The sequence below is a fragment of the Rhizobium albus genome, assembly GCA_030160035.1.
GTDB classification, from domain to species: domain Bacteria; phylum Pseudomonadota; class Alphaproteobacteria; order Rhizobiales; family Rhizobiaceae; genus Georhizobium; species Georhizobium albus.
This window is the reverse complement of sequence record BSNO01000003.1, coordinates 70,021-94,122: the sequence shown is the minus strand read 5'-3', so window position 1 is coordinate 94,122 and position 24,102 is coordinate 70,021. Positions and strand designations below refer to the sequence as shown.

At 62.9% G+C, this 24,102-nt stretch carries 21 protein-coding genes; 5 read left to right on the top strand and 16 right to left on the bottom strand.

What is annotated here, in order from left to right:
• Positions 1-45 precede the first annotated feature (45 nt).
• Positions 46-795, bottom strand: a complete 750-nt coding sequence (locus QQL76_RS08270) for an ABC transporter ATP-binding protein (protein ID WP_499207226.1) — start codon at positions 793-795, stop codon at positions 46-48.
• The gene (locus tag QQL76_RS08265) at positions 788-1,543 is read right to left on the bottom strand and encodes an ABC transporter ATP-binding protein (protein WP_499207225.1); all 756 of its coding nucleotides are present in this window, start codon (positions 1,541-1,543) and stop codon (positions 788-790) included. The genes QQL76_RS08270 and QQL76_RS08265 overlap by 8 nt, the downstream gene beginning before the upstream one ends.
• Positions 1,544-1,684: 141 nt before the next feature.
• Between QQL76_RS08265 and QQL76_RS08260 the strand changes: the two genes are divergently transcribed.
• Positions 1,685-2,434 (top strand): IclR family transcriptional regulator, encoded by a 750-nt coding sequence (locus QQL76_RS08260; RefSeq protein ID WP_499207224.1) that lies wholly within the window; start codon positions 1,685-1,687, stop codon positions 2,432-2,434.
• Between the two features lie 10 nt (positions 2,435-2,444).
• Positions 2,445-2,933, top strand: coding sequence for a MaoC family dehydratase (locus QQL76_RS08255; RefSeq protein ID WP_499208335.1), 489 nt, complete (start codon positions 2,445-2,447; stop codon positions 2,931-2,933).
• 5 nt (positions 2,934-2,938) lie between these two features.
• Here QQL76_RS08255 and QQL76_RS08250 read toward each other — a convergent pair whose 3' ends face one another.
• Genes QQL76_RS08250 through QQL76_RS08235 form a run of 4 tightly spaced genes read right to left on the bottom strand, consistent with a single transcriptional unit; the run spans position 2,939 to position 8,116 of the window.
• The gene (locus tag QQL76_RS08250) at positions 2,939-3,511 is read right to left on the bottom strand and encodes a sarcosine oxidase subunit gamma (RefSeq protein ID WP_499207223.1); all 573 of its coding nucleotides are present in this window, start codon (positions 3,509-3,511) and stop codon (positions 2,939-2,941) included.
• The gene (locus tag QQL76_RS08245) at positions 3,504-6,521 is read right to left on the bottom strand and encodes a sarcosine oxidase subunit alpha (RefSeq protein ID WP_499207222.1); all 3,018 of its coding nucleotides are present in this window, start codon (positions 6,519-6,521) and stop codon (positions 3,504-3,506) included. Before QQL76_RS08245 ends, QQL76_RS08250 begins: the two co-directional genes overlap by 8 nt.
• Positions 6,518-6,841 carry a sarcosine oxidase subunit delta gene (locus QQL76_RS08240; RefSeq protein ID WP_499207221.1) on the bottom strand — a complete coding sequence of 108 codons (324 nt, stop codon included), beginning with the start codon at positions 6,839-6,841 and terminating at the stop codon, positions 6,518-6,520. The genes QQL76_RS08245 and QQL76_RS08240 overlap by 4 nt, the downstream gene beginning before the upstream one ends.
• A 21-nt stretch (positions 6,842-6,862) precedes the next feature.
• Complete coding sequence (locus QQL76_RS08235; protein WP_499207220.1) at positions 6,863-8,116, bottom strand: sarcosine oxidase subunit beta family protein; 1,254 nt, start codon at positions 8,114-8,116, stop codon at positions 6,863-6,865.
• A gap of 272 nt (positions 8,117-8,388) precedes the next feature.
• On the opposite strand from QQL76_RS08235, the gene rpsU reads away from it, so the two are divergent.
• Together rpsU and QQL76_RS08225 are read left to right on the top strand one after the other, a co-directional pair.
• On the top strand, positions 8,389-8,679 hold the full coding sequence (gene rpsU / locus QQL76_RS08230; RefSeq protein WP_499207219.1) for a 30S ribosomal protein S21: 291 nt from the start codon (positions 8,389-8,391) through the stop codon (positions 8,677-8,679).
• A 171-nt stretch (positions 8,680-8,850) separates the two neighbouring features.
• On the top strand, positions 8,851-9,714 hold the full coding sequence (locus QQL76_RS08225) for a tetratricopeptide repeat protein (protein ID WP_499208334.1): 864 nt from the start codon (positions 8,851-8,853) through the stop codon (positions 9,712-9,714).
• 97 nt (positions 9,715-9,811) lie between these two features.
• On the opposite strand, the gene QQL76_RS08220 is transcribed toward QQL76_RS08225, so the two are convergent.
• The 9 genes from QQL76_RS08220 to QQL76_RS08180 form a co-directional block, all read right to left on the bottom strand.
• A complete protein-coding gene (locus QQL76_RS08220) occupies positions 9,812-11,212 on the bottom strand; it encodes an NAD(P)(+) transhydrogenase (Re/Si-specific) subunit beta (RefSeq protein WP_499207218.1) in 1,401 nt (466 codons plus the stop codon).
• Between the two features lie 11 nt (positions 11,213-11,223).
• Positions 11,224-11,637: an NAD(P) transhydrogenase subunit alpha part 2 gene (locus tag QQL76_RS08215; protein ID WP_499207217.1), complete on the bottom strand. Its 414-nt coding sequence runs from the start codon at positions 11,635-11,637 to the stop codon at positions 11,224-11,226.
• Between the two features lies 1 nt (position 11,638).
• Positions 11,639-12,844, bottom strand: coding sequence for an NAD(P) transhydrogenase subunit alpha (locus QQL76_RS08210; protein WP_499207216.1), 1,206 nt, complete (start codon positions 12,842-12,844; stop codon positions 11,639-11,641).
• Between the two features lie 101 nt (positions 12,845-12,945).
• Complete coding sequence (locus QQL76_RS08205; protein WP_126011927.1) at positions 12,946-13,170, bottom strand: aa3-type cytochrome c oxidase subunit IV; 225 nt, start codon at positions 13,168-13,170, stop codon at positions 12,946-12,948.
• A gap of 130 nt (positions 13,171-13,300) precedes the next feature.
• The gene (locus QQL76_RS08200; protein ID WP_126011929.1) at positions 13,301-14,044 is read right to left on the bottom strand and encodes an N-acyl amino acid synthase FeeM domain-containing protein; all 744 of its coding nucleotides are present in this window, start codon (positions 14,042-14,044) and stop codon (positions 13,301-13,303) included.
• A 149-nt stretch (positions 14,045-14,193) separates the two neighbouring features.
• Positions 14,194-16,551, bottom strand: a complete 2,358-nt coding sequence (locus QQL76_RS08195) for a putative bifunctional diguanylate cyclase/phosphodiesterase (RefSeq protein ID WP_499207215.1) — start codon at positions 16,549-16,551, stop codon at positions 14,194-14,196.
• A 113-nt stretch (positions 16,552-16,664) separates the two neighbouring features.
• On the bottom strand, positions 16,665-20,135 hold the full coding sequence (locus QQL76_RS08190) for an indolepyruvate ferredoxin oxidoreductase family protein (RefSeq protein WP_499207214.1): 3,471 nt from the start codon (positions 20,133-20,135) through the stop codon (positions 16,665-16,667).
• Positions 20,136-20,311: 176 nt separating this feature from the next.
• A complete protein-coding gene (locus QQL76_RS08185; RefSeq protein ID WP_499207213.1) occupies positions 20,312-21,112 on the bottom strand; it encodes an SDR family NAD(P)-dependent oxidoreductase in 801 nt (266 codons plus the stop codon).
• Complete coding sequence (locus QQL76_RS08180; RefSeq protein WP_499207212.1) at positions 21,112-22,197, bottom strand: TRAP transporter substrate-binding protein; 1,086 nt, start codon at positions 22,195-22,197, stop codon at positions 21,112-21,114. The genes QQL76_RS08185 and QQL76_RS08180 overlap by 1 nt, the downstream gene beginning before the upstream one ends.
• Positions 22,198-22,345: 148 nt before the next feature.
• Between QQL76_RS08180 and QQL76_RS08175 the strand changes: the two genes are divergently transcribed.
• Positions 22,346-23,113 carry a gamma-glutamyl-gamma-aminobutyrate hydrolase family protein gene (locus QQL76_RS08175; RefSeq protein ID WP_499207211.1) on the top strand — a complete coding sequence of 256 codons (768 nt, stop codon included), beginning with the start codon at positions 22,346-22,348 and terminating at the stop codon, positions 23,111-23,113.
• On the opposite strand, the gene QQL76_RS08170 is transcribed toward QQL76_RS08175, so the two are convergent.
• Positions 23,110-24,090 carry a 2-hydroxyacid dehydrogenase gene (locus tag QQL76_RS08170; protein WP_499207210.1) on the bottom strand — a complete coding sequence of 327 codons (981 nt, stop codon included), beginning with the start codon at positions 24,088-24,090 and terminating at the stop codon, positions 23,110-23,112. The two genes, QQL76_RS08175 and QQL76_RS08170, sit on opposite strands and share 4 nt — an antisense overlap.
• Positions 24,091-24,102 lie beyond the last annotated feature (12 nt).

Sequence of the window (24,102 nt, the reverse complement as noted above, 5' to 3'; positions counted from 1 at the left end):
GCTGTTCTCCTCCCGAGAAAGGCACGTTTTCGTGCCGATTGCATTCTAAACGCCGAGATAGCGATGCAGTTTGTCGATGTTGGCGTCGAGTTCGGCGTTCTGGATCGTGTCCACCACACGACCCTGCTCGACGATGTAGTGCCGGTCCGCGACTGAAGCGGCGAACCGGAAATTCTGCTCCACCAGAACGATGGTAAAGCCCTGGCTCTTCAGCTTTGCGATGGTGCGTCCGATCTGCTGCACAATCACCGGCGCAAGCCCCTCCGTTGGCTCGTCCAGAAGCAGCGTCTTGGCACCCGTTCGCAGAATACGCGCGATTGCGAGCATCTGCTGCTCCCCACCCGAAAGCTTCGTGCCCTGGCTGGACAGACGTTCCTTCAGGTTGGGGAAGAGTTCGAAGATCGTGTCGAGCGACAGACCGCCCTCGCGCACTTTCGGCGGCAGCATCAGGTTTTCCTGCACCGAGAGGCTGGAAAAGATGCCGCGTTCTTCCGGGCAATAGGCGATGCCTGCCTTGGCGATTTTGCGGGCCGGCAGCTTGATCAGTTCATTGCCTTCGAAGGTCACCGACCCGGTGCGCTTGGCCAGGATGCCCATCACGGCTTTCATCGTCGTGGTCTTGCCGGCGCCATTGCGGCCGAGCAGCGTGATGACCTCGCCTTCTCCGACGGAAAAGTTGATGCCGTGAAGCACGTGGCTTTCGCCGTACCAGCCCTGCAGGTTCTTGACCTCGAGCAGCGGCTTGATCGGGGCCTTGGTGGCAATCGGCCGCTCCATCGTCGTTGGCTCAACCATGTCCCGCTCCGATATAAGCGTCGATGACCTTGGGGTCTTTCGAAACCGTGGCGTAATCGCCCTGCGCCAGCACCTCGCCGCGCGCCAGAACGGTGATGTGGTCCGACAGATTGGCGACCACCGACAGATTGTGCTCGACCATCAGGATGGTGCGGTTGGTCGCAATCCGGCGGATCAGCGCCGAGATGCGCTCCACGTCTTCCTGAGTCATGCCGGCCATGGGCTCGTCGAGCAGCAGCATTTCCGGGTTGAGCGCCAGCGTCGTCGCGATTTCGAGCGCACGCTTGCGGCCGTAGGACAGTTCGCCAGCGCGTTCGTCGGTGAATGCGGTCAGACCCACATCGGCGATGTGCGAGCGCGCTTCATCGTCATATTCGCGCAGCACCCGTTCCGATCGCCAGAAGTCATAGGAATCGCCGCGCCGCCGCTGCAGGGCGATGCGGACATTCTCCAGGACTGTCAGGTTCGGGAACACTGCGGAAATCTGAAACGAACGCACGAGACCGAGCCGGGCGATGTCGGCTGCGGACAGGCCCGTGATGTCGCGACCGTTGTAGGTGATTGCGCCCGATGTCGGCTGCAGGAACTTGGTCAAAAGATTGAAGCAGGTCGTCTTGCCCGCCCCGTTCGGTCCGATCAACGCATGGATCGAGCCACGACGCACGTCGAGGTCAACCTTGTTGACCGCAACGAATCCCTTGAATTCCTTGGTGAGTCCGCGCGCGGACAGAATGGCGGCTTCCGTCATGTTCCTCCCACACGGTTCCGGCCGAGAGCCTCCCTGCCCTCGACTTCAACGCTATTGAAGCGGATTCGCCCTGTCAACGGAATTCAATTGGCAAGAAGAAGGTTCACGTATATGAACAAAGTGGGATTTGGGAGGGATCGCATGCGTGTGCGACAGGTGGACAATGCACTTGATCTGTTCGAGCTTTTCGCGCGCGACAAGCGTCCGCTGACACTGACGATCATCGCCGACGAGCTCGGCATGCCGAAATCCAGTGTCTTCAACCTGATAGAGACGCTGCTCGCCCGCGGGCTGATTTATGAGACCCGACAGCGCGGCGGATACTACCCGACGCCACGGCTCCATGAAATCGCGACATCGATCATGGAGGGCGACGTCTTCCTCCAGCGCATCCATGGCGAGATGGAGGATCTGGCGCGCTCAGCCGGCGAGACGGTGCTGCTCGCCTCCAGGCAGGGCGCCGAGGTGCTCTATATCGACGTGGTCGAGGCGGCCTCGCCCATCCGCTATTTCGCCCGCTGCGGCGAGCGGCGCCCGCTTTATACGACTTCCACCGGCAAGGCGATCCTTACCTCCTACGACCAGCAGGAGCGGGCTCGCATCCTCGAACAGGTCGATTTCGTGCGCCATCAGGCCACGACCTTCACCGATGCCGGCAAACTGATGGAAGAACTGGACGCCGCGGTGGCGCGCGGATGGACCGAGGACCGAGCGGAATTCACGCCCGATGTCATGGGCATCGGCGTGCCATTGGTGCATGGAACGCGGCGGTTCGGCCTGGCGATCGCCGGGCCGCTCTACCGCATGGATTATCAGCGCGAGGAGCTGGCGGCCAAATTGCGCGCAGCCGCCGAGCGCATGCAACGGATCATGGAAAATGCCGACCACTGACCCCAGCGAATTGGCCACGACGATTTCGCTCGAAGATCTCGTCGCTCAGGTCGGAACGGAGATTGGACTGTCCGACTGGATCACGGTCGACCAGCCCATGATCGACCGCTTCGCCGCAGCGACGAACGACCACCAGTTCATCCATGTGGACCCGGAGCGCGCGGCGGCAGAAGGTCCGTTCGGCGGCACGATCGCGCATGGCTTTCTCACCGTCTCGCTGCTCTCGGCGATGAATTACGACTGCATTCCGGCCGTCGAGGACCAGCAACTCAGCGTGAATTACGGCTTCGAGAAATTGCGCTTCATGGCGCCTGTGAAGGCCGGGAAGCGCATCCGCGGCCGCTTCGTTCTCTCCGAAGCCCGCCGACGCGGCCACCAGATGATGATGCTGCGCTATCAGGTGACGGTCGAGATCGAGGGCGAGATGAAACCGGCACTCACCGCCGACTGGCTGACGCTCATTCAGATGGATCCGGCCGCCTTGGACGCGCTCGAATAGATCGCTCAGGCCTTCGCGTCCCGGGCGGCTTCACTCAGGAAAGCGAAGGCGTAGTCGGAATAGGAGCGCCAGCACTCGACGCGGAACATGTCGTCGGCCATGCGCCAGAGCACGATTTCGATCTTGCCGAGCACGGTGCGCGAGCAGGCATTGACCGGAAACGCCTTCAGCGACAGATCCTGCGGACAACCAGCTGCAAGCGTTTCGGCAGCCGCCTCGCCAGTGACCATGATCGCTGTCTGGCGGTGGGAGACATCGACGGCAGAATGCAGCACGCCGGTATCGGCGAGCGCTTTCACGAGATCGGCAGAGCCGCCATGTTCGCCGTCGTCGATGACAAGCCATTCGTCCGGGCCGAGCCATAGCGCCGAGCGCGTGCCGTCGGCGTTGACCACCGCCGTTTTCGGGCGCGTCGGCAGGTCGAGGCCGAGGCCGCCGGACAGTGCGGAGACCGCGTCCGGCTTGGCGCGCAGCGAAATCCGCACCGCCGCTTGCGCCGGTGTCAATCCGACGGCGGCTCCACCGCCGCGCCGGCCGTGCAAGGGATGGAGGCGTTCGACGCCGACGGGGCTATCCATTGAGCCGTTCTCCTTGCTTGTCGAAGAACACGGTGTCGGTGACTTCAACCTCGATCGTCCTGTCGGGCATCGGCACATAGAGCGTCTCGCCCATCCGGCTCCGGCCTCCGGCGACGACCGCCATGGCAATCGACCGGCCGCAATTCTCCGACCAGTAGGACGAGGTGACGTGCCCGATCATCGTCATCGGGATCTTCTCGTTTGGATCGGCAACGATCTGCGCGCCTTCCTCCAGCACGAGGGTTGGATCTTTCGTCTTCAGCCCGACCAGTTGCTTGCGATCCGGCCGCTGCAGGTCGGCACGCTTCAGACCGGCGATGCCGACGAAATCGGGCTTCTTCTTCGCCACCGCCCAGCTGAGACCCGCATCGTCCGGCGTCACGGTGCCATCGGTGTCCTGGCCGACGATGATGTAGCCCTTTTCGGCGCGCAGCACGTGCATCGCCTCGGTGCCGTAGAGGCAGGCGTCCATCGCCTCGGCGCGCTCCCACAGGGCCTCGAACACCGACTGGCCGTAATCGGCAGGGACGTTGATTTCGAAGCCGCGCTCGCCGGTAAACGACATGCGGAAGAGCCGGGTCGGAACGCCACAGATTTTGCCCTCGCGTACCGACATGTGCGGCATGGCATCATCGGATATGTCGATGCCGTCAACAAACGGCGCGATGATGTCGCGGGCCTGGGGCCCCTGCACGGCGATGACGGCCCATTGCTCGGTAATGGAGGTCAGCCAGACATCGAGATGCGGGAACTCCGTCTGGAGATAGTCTTCCATATGGTGGAGGACCCTCGGCGCGCCGCCCGTGGTCGTCGTGACGTGGAAGCGGTCGGCAGCAAGCCGTCCGACCACGCCGTCATCGTAGATGAAGCCGTCTTCGCGCAGCATGATGCCGTATTTGCACCGGCCTGGCTCCAGCTTGTCCCAGGCGTTTGTGTAGAGAAGATTGAGGAAGGCTGCCGCATCGGGTCCGACCACTTCGATCTTGCCGAGCGTGGACGCATCGAAGAGGCCGGCAACTTCGCGCACCGTGCGGCATTCGCGCGAGACGGCGGCATGCATGGTTTCGCCCGCGCGTGGAAAGTACCAGGCGCGCTTCCACTGGCCGACATCCTCGAAGACGGCACCATTCGTTTCCAGGCATGCGTGGAGCGGCGTCTTGCGGGCTGGATCGAACAGCACGCCGCGGCTCTGGCCGACAATGGTTCCGAACGTCACCGGTGTGTAGGGCGCGCGAAACGTGGTCAGGCCCACTTGCGGGATCGGCTTGCCGAGCGTTTCGGCGGCGATCGCCAGGCCGTGCATGTTGGAGGTCTTGCCCTGGTCGGTCGCCATGCCGTTGGTGGTGAAGCGCTTGACGTGCTCGATCGAATGCATGCCCTCACGCACCGCGAGCCGGATATCCTTGGCAGTGACGTCGTTCTGGAAATCGACGAAGGCCTTGCCGGACTCTGGCGCCCCGACGGCGCCAACAAGGCCTGCCGACCAAGAGCCGGCATCGCTGCCTTCATGATCGATATCGATGACCGGACGTCCCGACATCTCGGAGCCGGCTCCGTTGGCGGCATCAAGACCGGCCTCGACAGCCTGTTCGACAAGCGCCACGGGATCGTCGGTCCCGGCGCAGGCGCCGATCGACACGCAATCCTGCGCATTGACACCCGGCAGGAACCGGCCGCTTTCCGCATCCCAGGCCACCTTGCCGCGAGACTGCGAGAAAAGATGCACCGATGGCGTCCAGCCGGCAGAAATGATCAGCGCGTCCACCTCGATATCGCGGCCCTTGCCCGATGCACCGGCCGGAACAACCGCGATGGACGAGACGCGCAGCCTGCCTTTGGTCGAGGCGATGGCATGGCGGGTCAGAACCTCGATGCCGCGCGTGCGAGCCTCCTCGAGAAGCGTTCCGCCCGGCCTGTCGCGGGCTTCGACGATCACGGGGATGCGAACGCCCGCATCCTGCAGGTCGAAGGCCGCTTCATAGGCGCTGTCGCAAGCCGTGTAGACAGCCACTTTCGCGCCGATGGCGACGCCGTAATGGTTGAGGAAGATGCGCGCTGCCGAGGCCAGCATGATGCCCGGGCGATCGTTGCCCGGAAAGACCATGTGCCGCTCGATGGCGCCCGTTGCCAGAACCACGCGCTTGGCGCGGACCTGCCAGAGCCGTTCGCGCGGCTGGTCCGGCGATGGAAGCGCAAGATGGTCGGTCACGCGTTCGGTCAGGCCGACGAAATTCTGTGCGTAATAGCCGAACGCCGTCGTGCGTGTCAGAACACGGACATTGTCCATGAAGGCGAGACGGGCTGCGGTTTTCTGCGCCCAGTCGAAACCGGTCTCGCCGTTGACGGCGATGCTGGTGTCGAAATGCAAAGCGCCGCCCATTTCGGGCTGCTCGTCGCAGATGATGACACTTGCGCCCGACTCCGCCGCCGCAAGCGCTGCCGACAGGCCTGCCAGGCCGCCGCCCACGACGAGGACATCGCAATGGGCATAGCGCTGCGCGTAATGGTCGGGATCGGCCTCTTTCGGTGACTCACCAAGCCCAGCTGCCCGGCGGATGACCGGCTCGTAGAGCTTGTTCCAGGCTGTGCGCGGCCACATGAATGTCTTGTAGTAAAACCCGGCCGAAAAGAGCGGCGACAGCGCGTCGTTGACGGCTCCGACATCGCAGGCGAGCGACGGATAGCGGTTCTGCGAAGAGGCCCTGAGCCCGTCGAAGATTTCCTGCACCGAGGCACGGACATTCGGCTGGTAGCGAGCCGAATCGCGTGACACCTGCATCAGCGCATTCGGCTCTTCGGCGCCGGCCGAGAGCACGCCGCGCGGGCGGTGATATTTAAACGACCGGCCCATGAGGTGGATGCCGTTGGCGATGAGTGCGGAGGCGAGCGTGTCGCCCTCGAGCCCCGTCAGAATGCGGCCATCGAAGGAAAAGCGCACGGTCTTGGCAGGCGTCAAACGGCCCTTCCCCGGTAGACGGTTTGCACCGCCCTGATACGCGTTGCCGCTCATTGGCCGTTTCCTTCCGTGGCTGCTGCTTGCGCCTGCGGATCGGGAAGCGCGGGTCGCGGCTCGCCGGCCTTGTAGGTCATGAGGAAGCGATCGGTCACCGTATTGCGCACGGCATTGAGGAAGCGCCCGCAGCCATGAATGTGGCGCCAGCGCTCATAGACGTCGCCCTTTCGGTTATCGCGCAGGAAGAAATAGCGCTCGAACTCGTCAGGCGTGAGATCGGCCATCTTGTCCGAGCGCACGATGTGGGCCTCGCCAGCATGGCGGAACTCGATTTCCGGGCGGCTTTCGTCGCAATAGGGGCAGCGGATCAGCAGCATTTCTGTCTCAGGCCTCTCGTCTCAGTGCGCGACAGCCGCCGCGGCGGCCTCGTCGATCAGCCGGCCGGTGCGGAACCGCTCCAGCGTGAAGCCCTCGTTGATCTTGTGCGGCGCGTCGTTGGCGATCGTGTGGGCGAAGACATGCGCAGAGCCCGGCGTCGCCTTGAAGCCACCCGTGCCCCAGCCGCAATTGACGTAGAGGCCCTTGACCGGCGTCTTGGCGAGGATCGGCGACCGGTCCGGCGTCACATCCACGATACCGCCCCAGGAGCGCAGCATCTTCATGCGGCTGAAGATCGGAAACATCTCGCAGATCGCGTCGAGCGTGTGCTGGATGATGTGGAGACCGCCGGTCTGGGAATAGGATGTGTACTGGTCGGTGCCGGCCCCGATGACCAGTTCGCCCTTGTCGGATTGGGAGATGTAGGCATGCACCGTGTTCGACATGACGACGCATGGGAAGATCGGCTTCACCGGTTCCGACACCAGCGCCTGCAGCGGGAAGCTTTCGAGCGGCATGCGGATACCGGCCATGTCCATCAGGACGGAGGTATGGCCGGCGGCGACGACGCCGACCTTTTTCGCACCGATGAAGCCGCGTGCGGTATCGACGCCGGTCACGTCTCCATTCGCGCCGCGGCGAATGCCCGTCACTTCGCAGTTCTGGATGATGTGGACGCCCATGTCGGCTGCTGCACGGGCGTAGCCCCAGGCCACGGCATCGTGCCGGGCAACGCCGCCACGGCGCTGCAGGGCGGCGCCCATGACCGGGTAGCGCGCGCTGCTCGATATATTGAGTGGCGGACAGAAGGCCTTCGCCGCATCGGGCTCCAGCCATTCATTGTCGATGCCGTTCAGCCGGTTGGCATGGATGTGGCGCTTGGCCGACTGCACGTCATGAACATTGTGCTGCAGCATCATGACGCCGCGCGCGGAATACATGACGTTGTAGTTCAGTTCCTGCGACAGGTTCTCCCACAGGTTCAGCGCGTGGTTATAGAGGCCCGCGCTTTCGTCATAGAGATAGTTGGAGCGGATGATGGTGGTGTTGCGGCCGGTATTGCCGCCGCCGAGCCAGCCCTTCTCGATCACGGCAATGTTCTTGATGCCGTGTTCCTTGGCGAGGTAATAGGCCGTGCCCAGCCCATGCCCGCCTGCGCCCACGATCACCACGTCATAGGACGACCGCGGCTCGGGGGAAGACCACTGCCTGTCCCAGCCCTTATGGCCGCGCATGGCCTCCCGGGCGATCGCGAAGATGGAATATTTGCGCATGCATGCTCCCCGGCCTGTGGCGCATCATCGGCACTGGACCTAACCAAGCCATGTCAAATTGAAAAGGTCGACAATGGTCCTTTTGCGACCTTGAACGACGCGTAGAGCTAGATGGCCGATCGTGCAAATTCATGGCAGCGACGGCCCGCGCCGTACTCCATGAAAAGTGACGGAACGCCTGCATTTCGGTGCTTTTCCAACTGGACGACCGAAATCCTTTCTGCTAGGTACCACGCCGATCGTTCGGTGGCTCGCTGCGCGAACGAAATGTCATGCGACGACGTGCAGTAACGTCAGCCACCGATTTGGAACGAAGGAACGGGATTAACGTGCAGGTTCTTGTCCGCGATAACAATGTTGATCAGGCGCTGCGAGCGCTGAAGAAGAAGATGCAGCGCGAAGGCATCTTCCGTGAAATGAAGATGCGCGACTTCTATGAGAAGCCGTCGCAGAAGCGTGCCCGCGAAAAGGCCGAAGCCGTTCGCCGCGTGCGCAAGCTTGCTCGCAAGCGCGCTCAGCGCGAAGGCCTGCTCGGCGGCCGCGCCGCTCCGACACGCGGATAAGGTGCTTCGGCACGCCCGGATCTTTTTGCCGGGATAGAGATTTTGATGGGCGGGCGCGAAACTTCGCACCCGCCTTTTCTTTTTGCCAGTAGACCGTAATGTTGCCGGGCTTCTTCGCTAGCTGATCAACGCGGCGATTCGATTGCCGGCTCTACCGATCGACAAGGGATCCTGACATTGGCCATCGCATCACTTTCGTTCCAATCCCGCACCGCGCGTCGTCGGGCTGCGCTTGCCGGCACGCTCCTCAGCGCAATCGTCCTTGCAAGCTGCCAGTCTGCCGGCATGCCGAACGCGGATATGATCCGGCTCGACGCCGCGCAGGGCAGCGAGCAGAACATCGCGTCGCTCACGCAGGTCATCCAGAACAATCCGCGCGATCCTGAAGCGTACAATGTGCGCGGCTCAGCCTATGGCCGCGGTGGGCAGTTCGAACTGGCCATTGCCGATTTCGACCAGGCGCTCGCACTCAATCCGCGCTTCTACCAGGCCTATGCCAACCGGGCGCTCATCCACCGCAACCTCGGCAATCGCGAACAGGCCATCGCCGACTACAATGCTGCGGTCCAGATCAACCCGAATTACGACGCTGCCTATGTCGGGCGCGGCAACATCTACCGCCAGGCTGGCATGCTCAATGAAGCCTATGCGGACTATAACCGCGCCATCCAGCTCAACTCCACCGACGCCCGCGCCTATCACAATCGCGGACTCATCCAGCAGCGCCGCGGCAACCATGTCGAAGCGATCGAGGACTTCTCGCGATCGATCTCGATCTCGCCGCGCTCACCGGAGCCCTATAACGGTCGCGGCCTGTCCTATTTCGCTGTCGGCGACCAGGACAACGCCTTCACGGACTTCAACCGGGCGATCCAGCTCGACGACAATGTGGCGGAGTCCTGGGCAAACCAGGCGCTGATCTACGAGCAGCGTGGCGAGAACGAGCGCGCTCGGCGGTCCTATGCCCGCGCAGCACAGCTCGATCCGAACTACCAGCCGGCGAAAGATGGTCTCAGCCGCACCCAGGGTATCTGACGCCGCCCTCGAACGGCCGCTCCGTTTCGATCCAACAAAAAGGCCCGCCCGGATATCCCGGGCGGGCCTTTCTGATTAAGCGAACTGGAAGCGATGATCAGTGTTCGTGCAACGCCTTGACGATGTCTTCCGTCATCTTCTTGGCGTCGGCCAGCAGCATCATCGTGCCATCCTTGTAGAACAGCGTGTTGTCGATGCCGGCATAGCCAGAGCCGAGCGAGCGCTTGACGAAGAGACAGGTCTTGGCCTTGTCCACGTCGAGGATCGGCATGCCGAAGATCGGCGAGGACGGGTCGTCACGCGCGGCCGGGTTGGTCACGTCGTTCGCGCCGATGACGTAGACGACGTCAGCCTGGGCGAATTCCGAGTTGATGTCCTCGAGCTCGAAGACTTCGTCGTAGGGCACGCTGGCCTCAGCGAGGAGCACGTTCATGTGTCCGGGCATGCGGCCGGCAACCGGGTGAATGGCGTATTTCACCTCGACGCCCTTTTCCTTCAGCGAGTCGGCCAGTTCGCGCAGCGCATGCTGAGCCTGGGCGACCGCCATGCCGTAACCGGGCACAATGATGACCTTGCCGGCATTCGCCATGAGGAAAGCGGCATCGTCTGCCGAGCCCTGCTTGATGGTGCGGTCGATGTCGTCTGCACCGCCGGCAGCCTGCTCGCCGCCGAAGCCGCCGAGAATGACCGAGACGAAGGATCGATTCATGCCCTTACACATGATGTAGGACAGGATCGCACCGGACGAACCGACGAGCGCACCAGTGATGATGAGCGCAAGGTTGCCGAGCGTGAAGCCGATACCCGCTGCGGCCCAACCGGAATAGGAGTTCAGCATCGACACGACGACGGGCATGTCCGCGCCGCCGATCGGGATGATGATGAGCACGCCGAGCGCCAGCGACGCGACGACGATCAGCCAGAAGACGAAATGGCTTTCCGTTCCGACCAGGATCGCGATCAGGATCAGGATCGTCGCGGCGAGACCCGCATTGATGACGTGACGGCCGGGCAGCATGATCGGCTTGCCGGACATGCGGCCATCGAGCTTCAGGAAGGCGATGATCGAGCCGGTGAAGGTGATCGCACCGATGGCGACGCCGAGCGACATTTCAACGAGCGCGGTTGCACCGATCGAGCCGACGAGGCCGATGCCGAAGGATTCCGGCGCGTAAAGTGCTGCGGCAGCGACGAGCACGGCTGCGAGGCCGACCAGCGAGTGGAAGGCGGCAACGAGCTGCGGCATCGCCGTCATTGGAATGCGCTGGGCGATCACGGCGCCGGCACCACCGCCGATGGCGAGGCCGAGCACGATCAGCATGAAGCCACCGAAGGACGGCGCCGCCAGAACGAGCGTGGTCAGGATGGCGAGGCCCATGCCCACCATGCCGAACGTGTTGCCCTGGCGGCTGGTCGTTGGATGGGAAAGGCCGCGCAGTGCCAGGATGAACAGCACTGCGGACACGAGATAGAGGACGGCTGCGAAACTCTCAGACATGGATCAGCCCCTCACTTCTCTTTTTTCTTGTACATGGCCAGCATGCGCTGGGTGACGAGGAAGCCGCCGAAGATGTTGACCGATGCCAGGATCAGCGCAACGAAGCCAAAACCCGTGGCGATGCCACTGGTGGAAATACCGACTGCGAGCAGTGCGCCGACGACAATGACCGACGAGATCGCGTTGGTCACGGACATCAGTGGAGTGTGAAGCGCAGGCGTCACCGACCAGACGACGTAGTAGCCGACGAAGATCGCGAGAAGGAAAACGGCGAGCTGGAAGACGAAGGGATCGATCGCGCCGCCGGTCGCACCGTGCGCTGCGGCGCCCGCAGCGTCGAGGATGCCGGAGCCGGCCGCATCGCGCACGCCCTGAGCGGCCCGGTCGAGATCGTCGAGCGCCTGTTCGAGTGCTGGAGTGGCCATATCAAGCGTCTCCCTTGTTTGTTGCGGCGACCGCCTCGGTTGCCTGCGGTTCTGCTGCCGGCGTCGAAGCCGGAGCTGCCGTGCCGCCACCAAAATTCGGATGAATGACCTTGCCACCATGCGTCAGCGCGGTGGCCTTCACGAGCTCATCGTCGAAATTGATCGCGATGTCGCCATCCTTGATCATCGTCTGGAGGAACGTGAGAAGGTTCTTGGCGTAGAGCAGCGATGCGCTAGCTGCGATGCGGCCCGGCACGTTGTTGTAACCGATGATGCGAACGCCGTTCTTGTCGACGACCTCGCCCGCTACCGCGCCTTCAACGTTGCCGCCGCGCTCGACCGCGAGATCCACCAGGATCGAACCGGGCCGCATGGAAGCAAGCATGTCTGCGGTCACTAGGCGCGGCGCCGGACGGCCCGGGATCAGCGCCGTTGTAATCACGATGTCCTGCTTGGCGATGTGATCGGCAACGAGCGCCGCCTGCTTCGCCTGGTACTCCTTGGACATTTCCTTGGCGTACCCGCCGGCGGTTTCGGCCGCCTTGAACTCTTCGTCTTCGACGGCGATGAACTTGCCGCCGAGCGATGCGACCTGCTCCTTGGAAGCCGGGCGCACGTCGGTTGCCGAAACGGCCGCTCCGAGACGCTTGGCGGTTGCGATCGCCTGAAGACCGGCAACCCCTGCTCCCATGACGAAGACCTTAGCGGCCGGCACGGTGCCGGCGGCGGTCATCATCATCGGCATGGCGCGGTCGAAAGCGGCCGCCGCGTCGATGACGGCCTGATAGCCGGCAAGGTTCGCCTGCGACGACAGGACGTCCATCGACTGCGCACGGGTGATGCGCGGCATCAGTTCCATGGCGAAGGTGGTGAGGCCCTTGGAGCCGAGATCGGCGATCAGGTCATTATGGCCGTAAGGATCCATGATGGCGATGACGACGGCGCCCGACTTGTAGCCGGCGGCTTCCTCGGCATCAGGGCGGCGCACCTTCAAGACGACATCGGCGCGCGCGGCATCGGCAGCGGTGCCGATCGTCGCGCCGGCCTTTTCGAACTCTGCATCCGGAATGCGCGACTGGCTGCCGGCATCGGCCTCGACAACGACTTCGAGGCCGGCGGCGACCAGTTTCTTAACGGTATCAGGCGAGCCGGCGACGCGGCTTTCGCCGGGTGCCTTTTCCTTCGCGATAAACAGCAGCTTGGCCACTCAAACCTCCCTCTCGACCGCGCACGATGCACCCACGGTCCCGCCGGTGCGTTCGCACGCTCAAATAGCGCCGCCCTCACGAGCGGCCATGGCGACCCAACCTAGCGCAGCAGGAAAAACGCGCCGATGTTCAGGACGATGAAGAGTATCGTGGCTGAGAAGAAGCCGGCCGTGGTGAAGAAACCGAAGGCCATGGCAATGAGCAGCGCCACACAAAAGACGGTGCCCCATTTGGTGGCTGACAGGAAGAACGCATAGGTGCGATCGTGCTCGGAGTAATCCATCTCGGCGCCCATTTCGAGCGGGCCGGACTTTTCTTCGGACATGGGTCTAACTCTCCATCAGGCTTATTGGGCACGGCATACACAATGCGTGATCGAAGAGCAATGCGCCATGCGGCCCCTTCCCCGCTTTCGGCAAGCGGGGCAGGAGCATGCGATGATACGGCAAATGAACTCAGGCGGCGGCGCTTCTGCGCGCTTCGGCCAGCGCGAACCGCGCGGTCGGACGTACCGTCAGAGGCGTCACGCCGAGCTGCTCGGCAGGCGCAAACAGCAGCTCCCGCTCGCGCGGTGTCGAGCGGAAATAGGGATAGCGATCCATGAGACGCGTGTTGCTGGTGACCAGGCGTCCGGCAAACAGGCCGACTGGATAGAGAATGCCTTCGTGCATCCGCTCTTCAGCCAGCTGCGTCGCGCCAAAATAACGTCGGTAGAAGGCGTAGTGCGCCCGTTTCACGGGTGCCAGGCAGTAATTGGTGTTGAAGTACTCGGTCGCCATCGCGCCGAGACGCAGCGTCAGGAACGGCAGCGGCAATTCGCCCATCAATTCGGGATCACTGGCATGGCGCACGGGATCGATGAAGGACATGCCCTGGTCAAGCAGCGGGTTGAGGATGTCCGGAAAGATATCGACCGAGGTGCCGTAGCGATGCTCCGAAACCACATGATGAAGTCGAATCGTCGAAATCATCTGCTCCCGATAGTAAATCGCAAAGACATGAGCGTGGCTGTGGTGATCGATTTCATCGATGATCGGCCCTTTTCGGTCCATCACCTTATGTGCGCGGTAAGCTTTAGCGCGCAGCATCCCGACATCTTCGAGATCTTCTGCCGTATCAACCCGGCGATACTCGATCTCGTCCATAAGTTGCAGGTATTGTTCCGCCAGCCGCATCCTTGTCTGGAAATCTTCGGCCATGTTGCCCTCGCACGATCCGCCTTTAAATAAAGTCTTAATCAAAATGCGCGGACTGGCAACGCTAAGTAGTGCGTTGATGCCTAGGCTTCAGGATTATGGTTAACGGACGGGATTACGCGGCTGCCGAAGTCGGCAAGTGACCGGGCGACTTAGCGACGAATGCGGGATGCCGAGGTGGAGCCTTTTGGCACGACCGTGGAAGCGGGCTTTGTGTCCGCAACGGACTTCGCTGCAAGCTCGCGGATGCTGCTCTGGGGCAGCGGCTTGCCGAAAATGAAGCCTTGAATGAGGTCGACATGGCCCGTTGCGCAGACCATGCGCAACTGCTCCTCGGTCTCGACGCCTTCGACGGTGACTTCCAGATCCATCTCGCGGGCGAGATAGACGATGCCGCTCAGAAGCTTGAAGTTCTTCGAGCTCTCCGTCACGTCGCGCACGAAGGATCGATCGATCTTCACCTTCGTGACCGGCAGGCTGTTCAGGTAGGAAAGGTTCGAATAGCCGGTGCCGAAATCGTCGATGGCGATGGTGACGCCAAGCATCCGCAGCTCGTTGAGGATATCGCGGGCGGCGACGGCGTCCTCCACGAAGGCGCTTTCGGTCACTTCGACCTCGAGCCGCTCCGGCGCAAGCCCGGATGACCCGAGCGCGTCGGTGACGAGACGCACAATATCGCGGTTGCGCAGATCGAGCGCCGACAGGTTGACCGAGACGGCAAGATTGCCCGGCCAGCTTGCGGCGTCGCGACAGGCCGTCTGCAGCATGAAATCGGTGATGAGCGGAACGATGCCCATTTCTTCGGCGAGCGGGATGTAGTCGCCCGGCGAGATGGGGCCGAGCGTCGGATGCTGCCAGCGCGACAATGCTTCGCAGCGGGCGAGGCGCAGTCCGTCGGCGCTGAACATCGGCTGGTAGACGAGCGTCAGCGAGCGCTGCTCGATCGCCAGTCTCAGATCCTTCTTCAGGATCTGACGCAGGCGATATTTCTCGTCCATGGATTCGGCGAAGACGGTCCAGGTGTTCTTGTCGCGCTTCTTCGACTCATGCAGCGCCAGATCGGCCTTGATCTGCAGTTCGTCGAGCACGAAGCCCGACCGGCGTGCCAGCACGAGACCGGCGCTGACGCTGGCAAACAGCTTGTTGCCCTGGACGATATAGACACCCGAGAGGGCATCGAAGATCGCGCCCATCACCCGCGAGACATCGGTTGCGGTATCGGCATCCCGGATAAGGAGGACGAATTCGTCGCCGCCGAAGCGCGAGGAAATGATGCGATGCGGCTCGACGAGCTTGAGCCGAGAGGACAGTTCGCACAGAAGGCGGTCACCGGCGACGTGCCCGAGCGTGTCGTTGACGTGCTTGAAATCGTCGATGTCGATGACGACCAGCGCCACCATGTCGGAGCCGTCCATGCCGGCAAGCTGGTCGCGCACGAGATCGGCGAAATGGTAACGGTTCGGAAGGCCGGTGAGGCTGTCATAGCGGGCCAGATAGTTGATCTTCTCATCGGCCTTGATGCGGGCGGTGACGTTTTCGAAGATCAGGACAACGCCATCGCCGCCGGAGCGGCGCCGGGCGGAAAACTCCAGATAGAGATCGTCGGAAACCTTGATCAGACAGCGGGATCGGTGGCCGTCATAGAGTTCGTCGATGCTGTTCAGTATCTGATTGGACAGTTCACGCGTGATCGCACCGCTGCGGACGGCATGGCGGAAAACCACCGATAGCTTGCGGTCATGGACCACTTCGGGTCCCTTGAGATTGAAGAGGCGCGCGACCTTGCGGTTGGCCAGGACAATCCGACGTTCCTCGTCGAGCATGACGAGGCCGTGGGACATGTTGTTGAGCGCCATGTCGAGCCGTTCGGCCATGACGAGAACGGCGCGCTTGCCGAGAACGGTCTGGTAGAGGAAGTCGCGCACGCCGTTCGCCATGGACCGTGTCGTCAGGACCAGCGGGATGACGAGGACGGCAAGAAGCGCGCGATATGGATCGCCTGTCATGATCAGGCCAACGGCGATCGGCCCGAACAGCAGGAGCGACATCAGGTTGACGGTGATGCGCGAGCCGTAATTGCGGCCGACCACGGAAATCATCGCCGCCAGGCCAAGCGCGATCGACGCGATTTCGGCGAGATATTCCCGTACCGCAAACGAGCTGTATGCCGCCATCGAGCCGAGCACGAGCGAGACGATCGCGGTGCCGACGATGTAGCGGAATTCCCACTTCCAAATGAAGGCGTGGTCTGCGCCGGTGAAATCGACCGTGTCGAAGACGCGCATCAGCGCGACGCGGCCGGCACCGACCGCGGCGAACATCGCCGCGAAGGCGATGAACATCGGATCGCCGACCTTGGTGTAGATCGCCAGCGATACGACGATATGCGTTGCTATGCCGGCGACGGTGGTCGAGCGATTTCCGTATAGCGAACGCACGAACGAGAGATAGACGTCCGTGGGCAACCGCTCTTCGCTCTTTGCCGTTTCAGGCCGTTCTGCGTTCCACATGCGCAATCTCTAACAGCCAAGGCTTAAGGAACGCTTGCGCAATCCCAGCGAGAATTGAGGGCTAATCACCCCGAGCAATAGCGCAGGACACCTTGCGCGGGCCTGACATATCTCTACTCCGCAGCCATCGGGAATGCTTCCCCTTTTCTGTCGAAAGCTGTGCGCAAAGAAGCGGCACGTGGAGCAGTCTTTCGGATGCTTTCCTCTCGGACATGCCCGTAGCCACGTACAGCCTGCGGCCAGGCAAGAAGTTCCGCCGCCGCCGCAAGGTTCGACTGGGTCAGCTTCGTCGCGACGTGGTCGATTTCCGCCTCGAAGTCGACAAGCATCTTGCGTTCGCGCTTGCGTTCTTCCGTCCAGCCGAAGACATTGATGGCCGAACCACGCAACCCGCGAAGCCGGGCAAGGAGCCTGAACGCCGACATCATCCAGGGTCCGAAGCTGCGCTTGGCAGGATGGCCGTCGCCGGACTTCGGACCGGGCATCAGCGGCGGCGCCAGATGAAACTCCAGCCGCTCAAAGCTCGCGAATTGCCCGGCCAGTTGCCGCTCGAAGCTTCTATCGGTGTAAAGACGGGCGACTTCATACTCATCCTTGATCGCCATCAGGCGAAAGAGCGACGCGGCCGCCTGGCGGGTGACGTCGCCGGGCGCGCCCGCGATCGCGGCTTCTGCCGCCGCCACCTGGTCGATCCGTTTGCGGAAGCGCGCCGCATAGGCCTGGTCTTGATAGTCGACGAGAAATTGCTCCCGCCGCGAAATGTCGGAGGCGAGATCATCCTCGGTCTCTGGCTTCGCGGCCGTGTTGAGGCGTGCAGCCAGCGCGGGATCATGGGCAAGCGCCCTGCCCCAGCGGAACGCGGCAATGTTCATGTCCACTGCCTGACCATTCAGCTGGATCGCTCGTTCCAGTGCGTGCGCGGAAAGCGGGATACCGCCTTGCTGGTAGGCAAGGCCCAGCATCAGCATGTTGGTTGCGAGCCCGTTGGCGAACAGGCCGTTCGCAGCCGATGATGCATCGACCAGAACGGTCTTCGCGTCGCCGGCCGCCTGCCTGATCGCTCGCTTCAGCCGCTCCGTCGGCAGGCTGAAGTCGGCATCGCGGGTGAAATCGCCCGGCATCACCTCGGCGGTGTTGGCGACGACATGCGTCCGGTTCTCGCTGATTGCCGCGAGAACCTTGCGCGAACCGGTCACCACCAGATCGCAACCCAGAACGAGGTCGGCCTTGCCGGCGGACACCCGGATCGCCGAGATGGCTTCGGGCGATTGGGCGATGCGGACATGGCTGAAAACGGCACCGCCCTTTTGCGCAAGGCCAGCCATGTCGATCATGCCGCAGCCCTTGCCCTCAAGATGGGCAGCCATGCCGAGGATCGCGCCGATGGTGACCACGCCGGTTCCGCCGATGCCCGTGACGATGCCAGCCCAGCCATTCTCATCGAGCGCGAAGGTGCTGGGCTCGGGAACGTTGGCCAGCGGATCGCCAAGCGCCTTGGCGCCGCCCTCTGCCTTCTTCAACTTCGCGCCGTGAACTGTGACGAAAGACGGGCAGAAGCCGTCGAGGCAGGAGAAGTCTTTGTTGCAGTTCGACTGGTCGATCCGGCGCTTGCGCCCAAAGGGCGTCTCGACCGGCTGTACGGACACGCAGTTGGACTTGACGCCGCAATCGCCGCAGCCTTCGCAGACCAGCTCGTTGATGATCACGCGCTTGTCGGGATCGGGATAAAGCCCGCGCTTGCGGCGGCGGCGCTTCTCGGCAGCGCACGTTTGATCATAGAGGAGCACCGTCACGCCCGGCAGGGCCGCGAGTTCCCGCTGCACGCGATCGAGATCGCCGCGATGATCGATCGTGGTGCCGTCCGGAAACTTCACCGATGGCGGATATTTGTAGGGCTCGTCGGTGACGACGGCGATGCGCTCGACGCCTTCGGCGCGCACTTGCCTTGCGATGGCATCGACACTCAGGCCACCTTCATGCGACTGGCCGCCGGTCATCGCGACGGCGTCGTTATAGAGGATCTTGTAGGTAATGTTGGCCTTAGCCGCGACGGCGAAGCGAAGCGCCAGCACGCCGGAATGGTTGTAGGTGCCATCCCCCAGATTCTGGAAGATATGGCAGCGCTTCGTGAACGGCGCCTGGCCTACCCACTGCGCGCCCTCCCCGCCCATCTGCGTGAAGCCTGCCGTGTCGCGGTCCATCCAGAGCGCCATGAAGTGGCAGCCGATCCCGGCTGCCGCAACGGCGCCTTTGGGAACCTTGGTGGAGGAATTGTGCGGACAGCCGGAACAGAAATGCGGACGCCGCACCGCAACGTCGCCGGTTTCGGCGAGCATCGCCTGCCTCTGTTTGAGCCGCGACAGCCGCCCTGCAACCGCCTCGTTGAAGCCGATCGTACTCTGCACGCGCTCACCGATCGCAATCGCGATGTCGTTCGGATCGAGCGCGCCTTTTATTGGCAGAAGCCAGTCGCCGCGCTCGTCCCTTTTGCCGACGATGACCGGCTGGTGCGCGGTTCCATAGAGCGCTTCACGAATTTGGCTCTCGATGAGCGAGCGCTTCTCTTCCACCACGATCAGCGTTTTAAGCCCTTGGGCGAAATCGACGATGTCTTCGCGGTCGAAGGGCCAGGGTGCCGCGACCTTCATGAGGCGGATGCCGAGCCGCGCCGACTCCCGCTCGTCGATGCCGAGATCGGCAAGCGCCTGGCGCACATCGAGATAGGATTTGCCGACCGTCACGATGCCGAGGCTGGCATCCCGTCCGCCGGAGAAGACGACGCGGTTGAGACGGTTGGCGCGGATGAAGGCTGCGGCGGCGGCACGCTTGTACTGGTGCATCCGCTCTTCCTGGCTGAGGAAGTCGAGATCATTGCTGCGAATGTTGAGGCCACCGGGCGGCATGTCGAAGTCTGGGATCACGACCTGGAAGCGGTCGAGCCCCGCTTCGACGGAAGCGGTGGATTCCACATTGTCCTTCACGCATTTCAGCGCCGTCCATGTGCCGGCAAAGCGTGACAGTTCGTAGCCGATGACGCCGTAGTCGATCATCTCCTGCACGCCGGCGGGATTGAGGATCGGGATCATCGTGTCGACGAACTGGAATTCGGTCTGGTGCGCATTGGTGGAGCTTTCGGCGGTGTGGTCGTCGCCCATCAGCGCCAGAACGCCGCCATGGCGCGACGAACCGGCGAGATTGGCATGCCGGAACACGTCGCCGGAACGATCGACGCCCGGACCCTTGCCGTACCAGAGCGCGAAGACGCCGTCGTGCTTCCCGAACCCATCGAGTTCAGTCTGCTGCGTGCCCCAGATTGCCGTGGCGGCTAGCTCTTCGTTGAGACCCGGCTGAAAGACAATGTCGTTTGCCTGCAGGAGGCGGTTTGCGCCGAACAGCTGCTGATCGAGGCCTCCGAGCGGCGATCCGCGATAGCCCGAGACGAAGCCGCCCGTATTCAGCCCAGCCCGCCGGTCGAGCTCCTTGCGGGTCAGAAGAACCCGAACGATCGCCTGGGTCCCCGTGACGAAGATGCGCGATTTGGTCAGGTCGTATTTGTCGTCGAGCGACACATCATGCAGCGTCATTCAGGTCCTCCCCAGCGTGCCGCCCTCCTGCGACACGCCTTAATCCTGCATTGTGAAGCTAGAAGGCCTGGGGTCAAACGCTTTCGATTGTGCGCTGCAGCGGTGCAACTTCCTGTCGCAGACACGTTATCGAACGACAGGAAGCATCGCCTGAGCGCCGAGAGGCGCAAGCAAGATTAGGTGATGGATTGGCCGCCATCGACGGTGATCGTCGTGCCAGTAATGTAGCTGCCAGCGTCTGAAGCGAGAAGGAGCACTGCTCCAGCGAGATCAGTATCCCGCCCGAGCCGCCGCATGGGGTTCGTTTCCGCCAGCACGGCACCTGCACGGCCGCCGAGGAAAGGCTCCGTCATGGGCGTTGGAAACCAGCCGGGTGCGATCGCGTTCACCCGGATGCCATGACGCGCCCATTCAAGCGCGAGGCATCGGGTCATCTGTTCAAGCGCGGCCTTGGACGCCGCATAGGCGATGGTGTTGCGCACCGCTTTTTCGGCAAGGAAGCTCGACAGGCCGATGATCGAACCGCCGGTGCCGGCATCGATCATGCGCCGCGCGGCCTCTTGGCTCACCGCGAAGGTTGCCTGCGTATTGATGGCGGCGATATCGGTCCATTCCGACGCCGCCGTCTCCAGAGCCGGCTTGCGGAGGCCGATCCCGGCGGCGTTGACGAGGATGGTGGCCGGGCCGAAGCGGGCCTCGCATCGCTCAAACATCGCGGTGACATCTTGCGGGTCCGTGATGTCTGCCCGCGCCACTTCGAGAACGCTCTGACAGGCCCCCAGCCTGCAGGGCGCGCTGTCCACTTCCGCCGCATGACGACCTGCAACGAGAACGCGAGCGCCATTGGCAAGCAACGCTGCTGCGATGTCGCGCCCGAGCCCGCTCGTGCCACCGGTCACGATCGCGACGCGGCCTGAGAGATCGAACAGCTGCGCAGCCTTCAGGCGCGATGCGGTTGAAAGGTCGATGTCGGCCATCAGAGGCGGCCGCCGCGGTCGAGGATCATCATGTAGGTGTCGAACGCGTAATCCGATCGGCGCATCCAGGAATAGGCAGTGCGGCGATAAGCGGAATAGCTCTCCCAGAGCTCCGCGAAGGCTTCATTCTCGCGCGAAAAGGTGCGGTAAGCCTGTTCGGCGGCCGAGAAGCAGGCGTCCATGATGTCGTTGCTGTAGGGCCGGACGATGGTGCCCGCATTCTCGAGTGCCGCCAGTGCCGGCGGGTTGAGGATGTCGTAGCGGGCCATGATCCGCGTGTTCACCACCGCCGATGCGTGGCGAAGAGCGACTTGGTATTCAGCCGGCAAGGCATTGAAAGCGTCGAGATTGATCATCGCCATCAACGCCACGCCGCCTTCCCACCAACCCGGATAATAGAGATAGCGTGCCACCCGCGGCAGGCCGAGCACGGTGTCCTCGGCAGGACCGGCAAATTCCGCGGCGTCGATCTCATTGGCTTCGAAAGCCGCGACTAGTCCTTCCGGCGGTGTGTCCTGCGGAATGACGCCGATGTCCTGGACGATGCGACGCCCGAAACCACCGATGCGGAAGCGGATACCGGCGAGGTCCGCCAGCGCATTGATCTCGCGATTGAACCAGCCGCCCATCTGCGCACCGGTGTTTCCGGCTGGAAACGCCACTATGGACCTTCCGCCAAGATAGGAATTGAAGATGTCGAGCCCGCCGCCTTCCAGCAGCCAGGCATTGGTCAGGCGCTGGTTGAGCCCGAAAGGCAGACCCGAACCGAAAGCAAAAGCCGTATCGCGCTCCGAGAAATAATGGGGCGCGGTGTGGAGCATCTCGACCGAGCCGGCCGAAAGCGCATCCAGTTGTTCCAGCGCAGGCGAACTGGCCTCTTCGACGGTGATTTCGAAACGACCGCCCGTTGCTTCGGCTACCGCATCGGCCAGCATCTGCGCAGCACCGAACAGCGTTTCGAGCGTTGCCGGGAAGCCCGATACACATCGCCAGCGCACCGACGGCATAGTCTGCGCAATCGCGGGTGCGGCAAAGCTGACACCGCCCGTCAGTGCTGCAATCTGGATGAACCGGCGCCGTTCCATGTCTTCTCCGTACTCAAAACGGCCAAACCGGCCTTGCGCGCGTGGCTTTCGTTGTACCCGTTATGCTTGCCCGGACAAGGCTCTTGCGCCAAAGAAAAATTCGCGCCAATCGTCAATCATCCGAATTTCAGCGAGACAGATCCGCACCATGATGCCCATCGTTGCCGTGCCGGCCGACAACCGCCATTTCGAAGGCTATGACTGGCATGCCTCGCCGAACCAGTACATATCGGCGGCGGCAGAAGGCGCCGGCGTGATCCCCCTCATCGTGCCCGCGCTCGACGCCCATATCGATGTGGAGACCGTGCTCGACCGGGTCGACGGCGTGCTGATCACCGGTTCGCGCACCAATGTGCATCCGAGCCTCTATGGTGAGAGGGAAACGCCGGAGCACGGGCCGTTCGATCCCGCACGTGACACGGTAAGCCTTGCGCTCATTCGCGGTGCCATCGACCGGGGCCTGCCGCTGCTCGCGATCTGCCGGGGCATTCAGGAGCTCAACGTCGCGCTCGGCGGAACGCTCGCCACCGAGATCCAGACGCTGCCGGAGCGCATGGACCACCGCAAGCCGGTGACAGAGATCGCGGACGAGGCCTTTGCGGTGCGCCACCCGGTGCAAGTGAAAGAAGGCTCGTGCCTGGCCGGTATCGTCGGTGCCGGTGCCGTATCGGTCAATTCGCTGCACCGGCAGGCAATCAGTGCGCTGGCGCCCCGGCTGACGGTCGAAGCGGTGGCCGACGACGGCACGATCGAGGCCGTTTCGGTCATCGACGCCAAGGCCTTTGCGGTGGGCGTGCAGTGGCATCCGGAATATTGGTTCCGCACGGACCAGCCATCCGGCGCGATCTTCCGGGCATTCGGCGAGGCTGTGCGCGCACGGCTTTCCGGCGCGCACCGGCTCAAGGTTTCGGCTTAATCGTTTTTCGCTGACGCGCTGGCAGCAACGTCGGCGCATTCCGGCACTGGCGTCAGCGCCCTGCCCTCATCGAACCAGGCAATGAGATTGTCGGCGACGAGATCGGCCATGGCGTTGCGCGTCGCGACCGAGCCCGATGCGATGTGCGGCAGCACCGAAACGTTCGGCAGCGCAAGAAGCGCATCCGGCACGTTCGGTTCATGGGCAAAGACGTCGAGGCCGGCGGCAGCGATCGTCTTGTCTTGAAGCGCCGCAATCAACGCATCCTCATCGATCACCGAGCCGCGGCCAATATTGATGACGACGCCCTTTGCGCCGAGCGCCCTGAGGATCTCCGCATCCACCGATTTCTCCGTTTCCGGCCCGCCGGGCACCGCGATCACCAGCGTGTCGACGGCTTCGGCCAGAACCTTCAGCGTCGGTGCGTAGCCGTAGCGCACACCCGTCTTTTGCGAGCGGGCGTGATAGCTGATCTCGACACCGAAGCCTTCCAGACGCTTGGCGATTTCGAGCCCGATACGGCCGAGGCCATAGATGCCGACATGACGGCCGCGAAGCGTGAGCGGTGACAGGTGGAACGGACCCTCCTTCGCCCACCGGCCTTCGCGCAGATAGGCTTCTGCACGCGGCAGTTCGCGCAGCGTGTTGAGGAGAAGCCCGATCGTCACGTCGGCTACCTCTTCGGACAGCACATCCGGCGTGTGGGTGACGACGATCCCTTTCTCTGCGGCATAGGCGGCATCGATCGTGTCGTAGCCGACGCCGTAGGAAGCGATGATCTTCAAGTTCGCCATCCGGTCGATCAGTTTGCGGTCGATCCGGCCCCAGCCTGCGAACCCGTCGAGGCTTGCCGCTTCCTCGTCCGAGATCCCGTCGATCCTGTCGGCATAGACGACATCGAACCGCTCGGAGACGCGCGCCTTCAGGTGATCGAGCATGTGCGAGGGCACGAGGATGCGATGGGCGGACCGTGTCATGGACCAGGTTCC

Coding starts and splice junctions, on each gene's coding strand:
- QQL76_RS08270 (WP_499207226.1), bottom strand. CDS start 795: ATGGTTGAGCCAACGACGATGGAGCGGCCGATTGCCACCAAGGCCCCG.
- QQL76_RS08265 (WP_499207225.1), bottom strand. CDS start 1,543: ATGACGGAAGCCGCCATTCTGTCCGCGCGCGGACTCACCAAGGAATTC.
- QQL76_RS08260 (WP_499207224.1), top strand. CDS start 1,685: ATGCGTGTGCGACAGGTGGACAATGCACTTGATCTGTTCGAGCTTTTC.
- QQL76_RS08250 (WP_499207223.1), bottom strand. CDS start 3,511: ATGGATAGCCCCGTCGGCGTCGAACGCCTCCATCCCTTGCACGGCCGG.
- QQL76_RS08245 (WP_499207222.1), bottom strand. CDS start 6,521: ATGAGCGGCAACGCGTATCAGGGCGGTGCAAACCGTCTACCGGGGAAG.
- QQL76_RS08240 (WP_499207221.1), bottom strand. CDS start 6,841: ATGCTGCTGATCCGCTGCCCCTATTGCGACGAAAGCCGCCCGGAAATC.
- QQL76_RS08235 (WP_499207220.1), bottom strand. CDS start 8,116: ATGCGCAAATATTCCATCTTCGCGATCGCCCGGGAGGCCATGCGCGGC.
- rpsU (WP_499207219.1), top strand. CDS start 8,389: ATGCGACGACGTGCAGTAACGTCAGCCACCGATTTGGAACGAAGGAAC.
- QQL76_RS08220 (WP_499207218.1), bottom strand. CDS start 11,212: ATGTCTGAGAGTTTCGCAGCCGTCCTCTATCTCGTGTCCGCAGTGCTG.
- QQL76_RS08215 (WP_499207217.1), bottom strand. CDS start 11,637: ATGGCCACTCCAGCACTCGAACAGGCGCTCGACGATCTCGACCGGGCC.
- QQL76_RS08205 (WP_126011927.1), bottom strand. CDS start 13,170: ATGTCCGAAGAAAAGTCCGGCCCGCTCGAAATGGGCGCCGAGATGGAT.
- QQL76_RS08200 (WP_126011929.1), bottom strand. CDS start 14,044: ATGGCCGAAGATTTCCAGACAAGGATGCGGCTGGCGGAACAATACCTG.
- QQL76_RS08195 (WP_499207215.1), bottom strand. CDS start 16,551: ATGTGGAACGCAGAACGGCCTGAAACGGCAAAGAGCGAAGAGCGGTTG.
- QQL76_RS08190 (WP_499207214.1), bottom strand. CDS start 20,135: ATGACGCTGCATGATGTGTCGCTCGACGACAAATACGACCTGACCAAA.
- QQL76_RS08185 (WP_499207213.1), bottom strand. CDS start 21,112: ATGGCCGACATCGACCTTTCAACCGCATCGCGCCTGAAGGCTGCGCAG.
- QQL76_RS08180 (WP_499207212.1), bottom strand. CDS start 22,197: ATGGAACGGCGCCGGTTCATCCAGATTGCAGCACTGACGGGCGGTGTC.
- QQL76_RS08175 (WP_499207211.1), top strand. CDS start 22,346: ATGATGCCCATCGTTGCCGTGCCGGCCGACAACCGCCATTTCGAAGGC.
- QQL76_RS08170 (WP_499207210.1), bottom strand. CDS start 24,090: ATGACACGGTCCGCCCATCGCATCCTCGTGCCCTCGCACATGCTCGAT.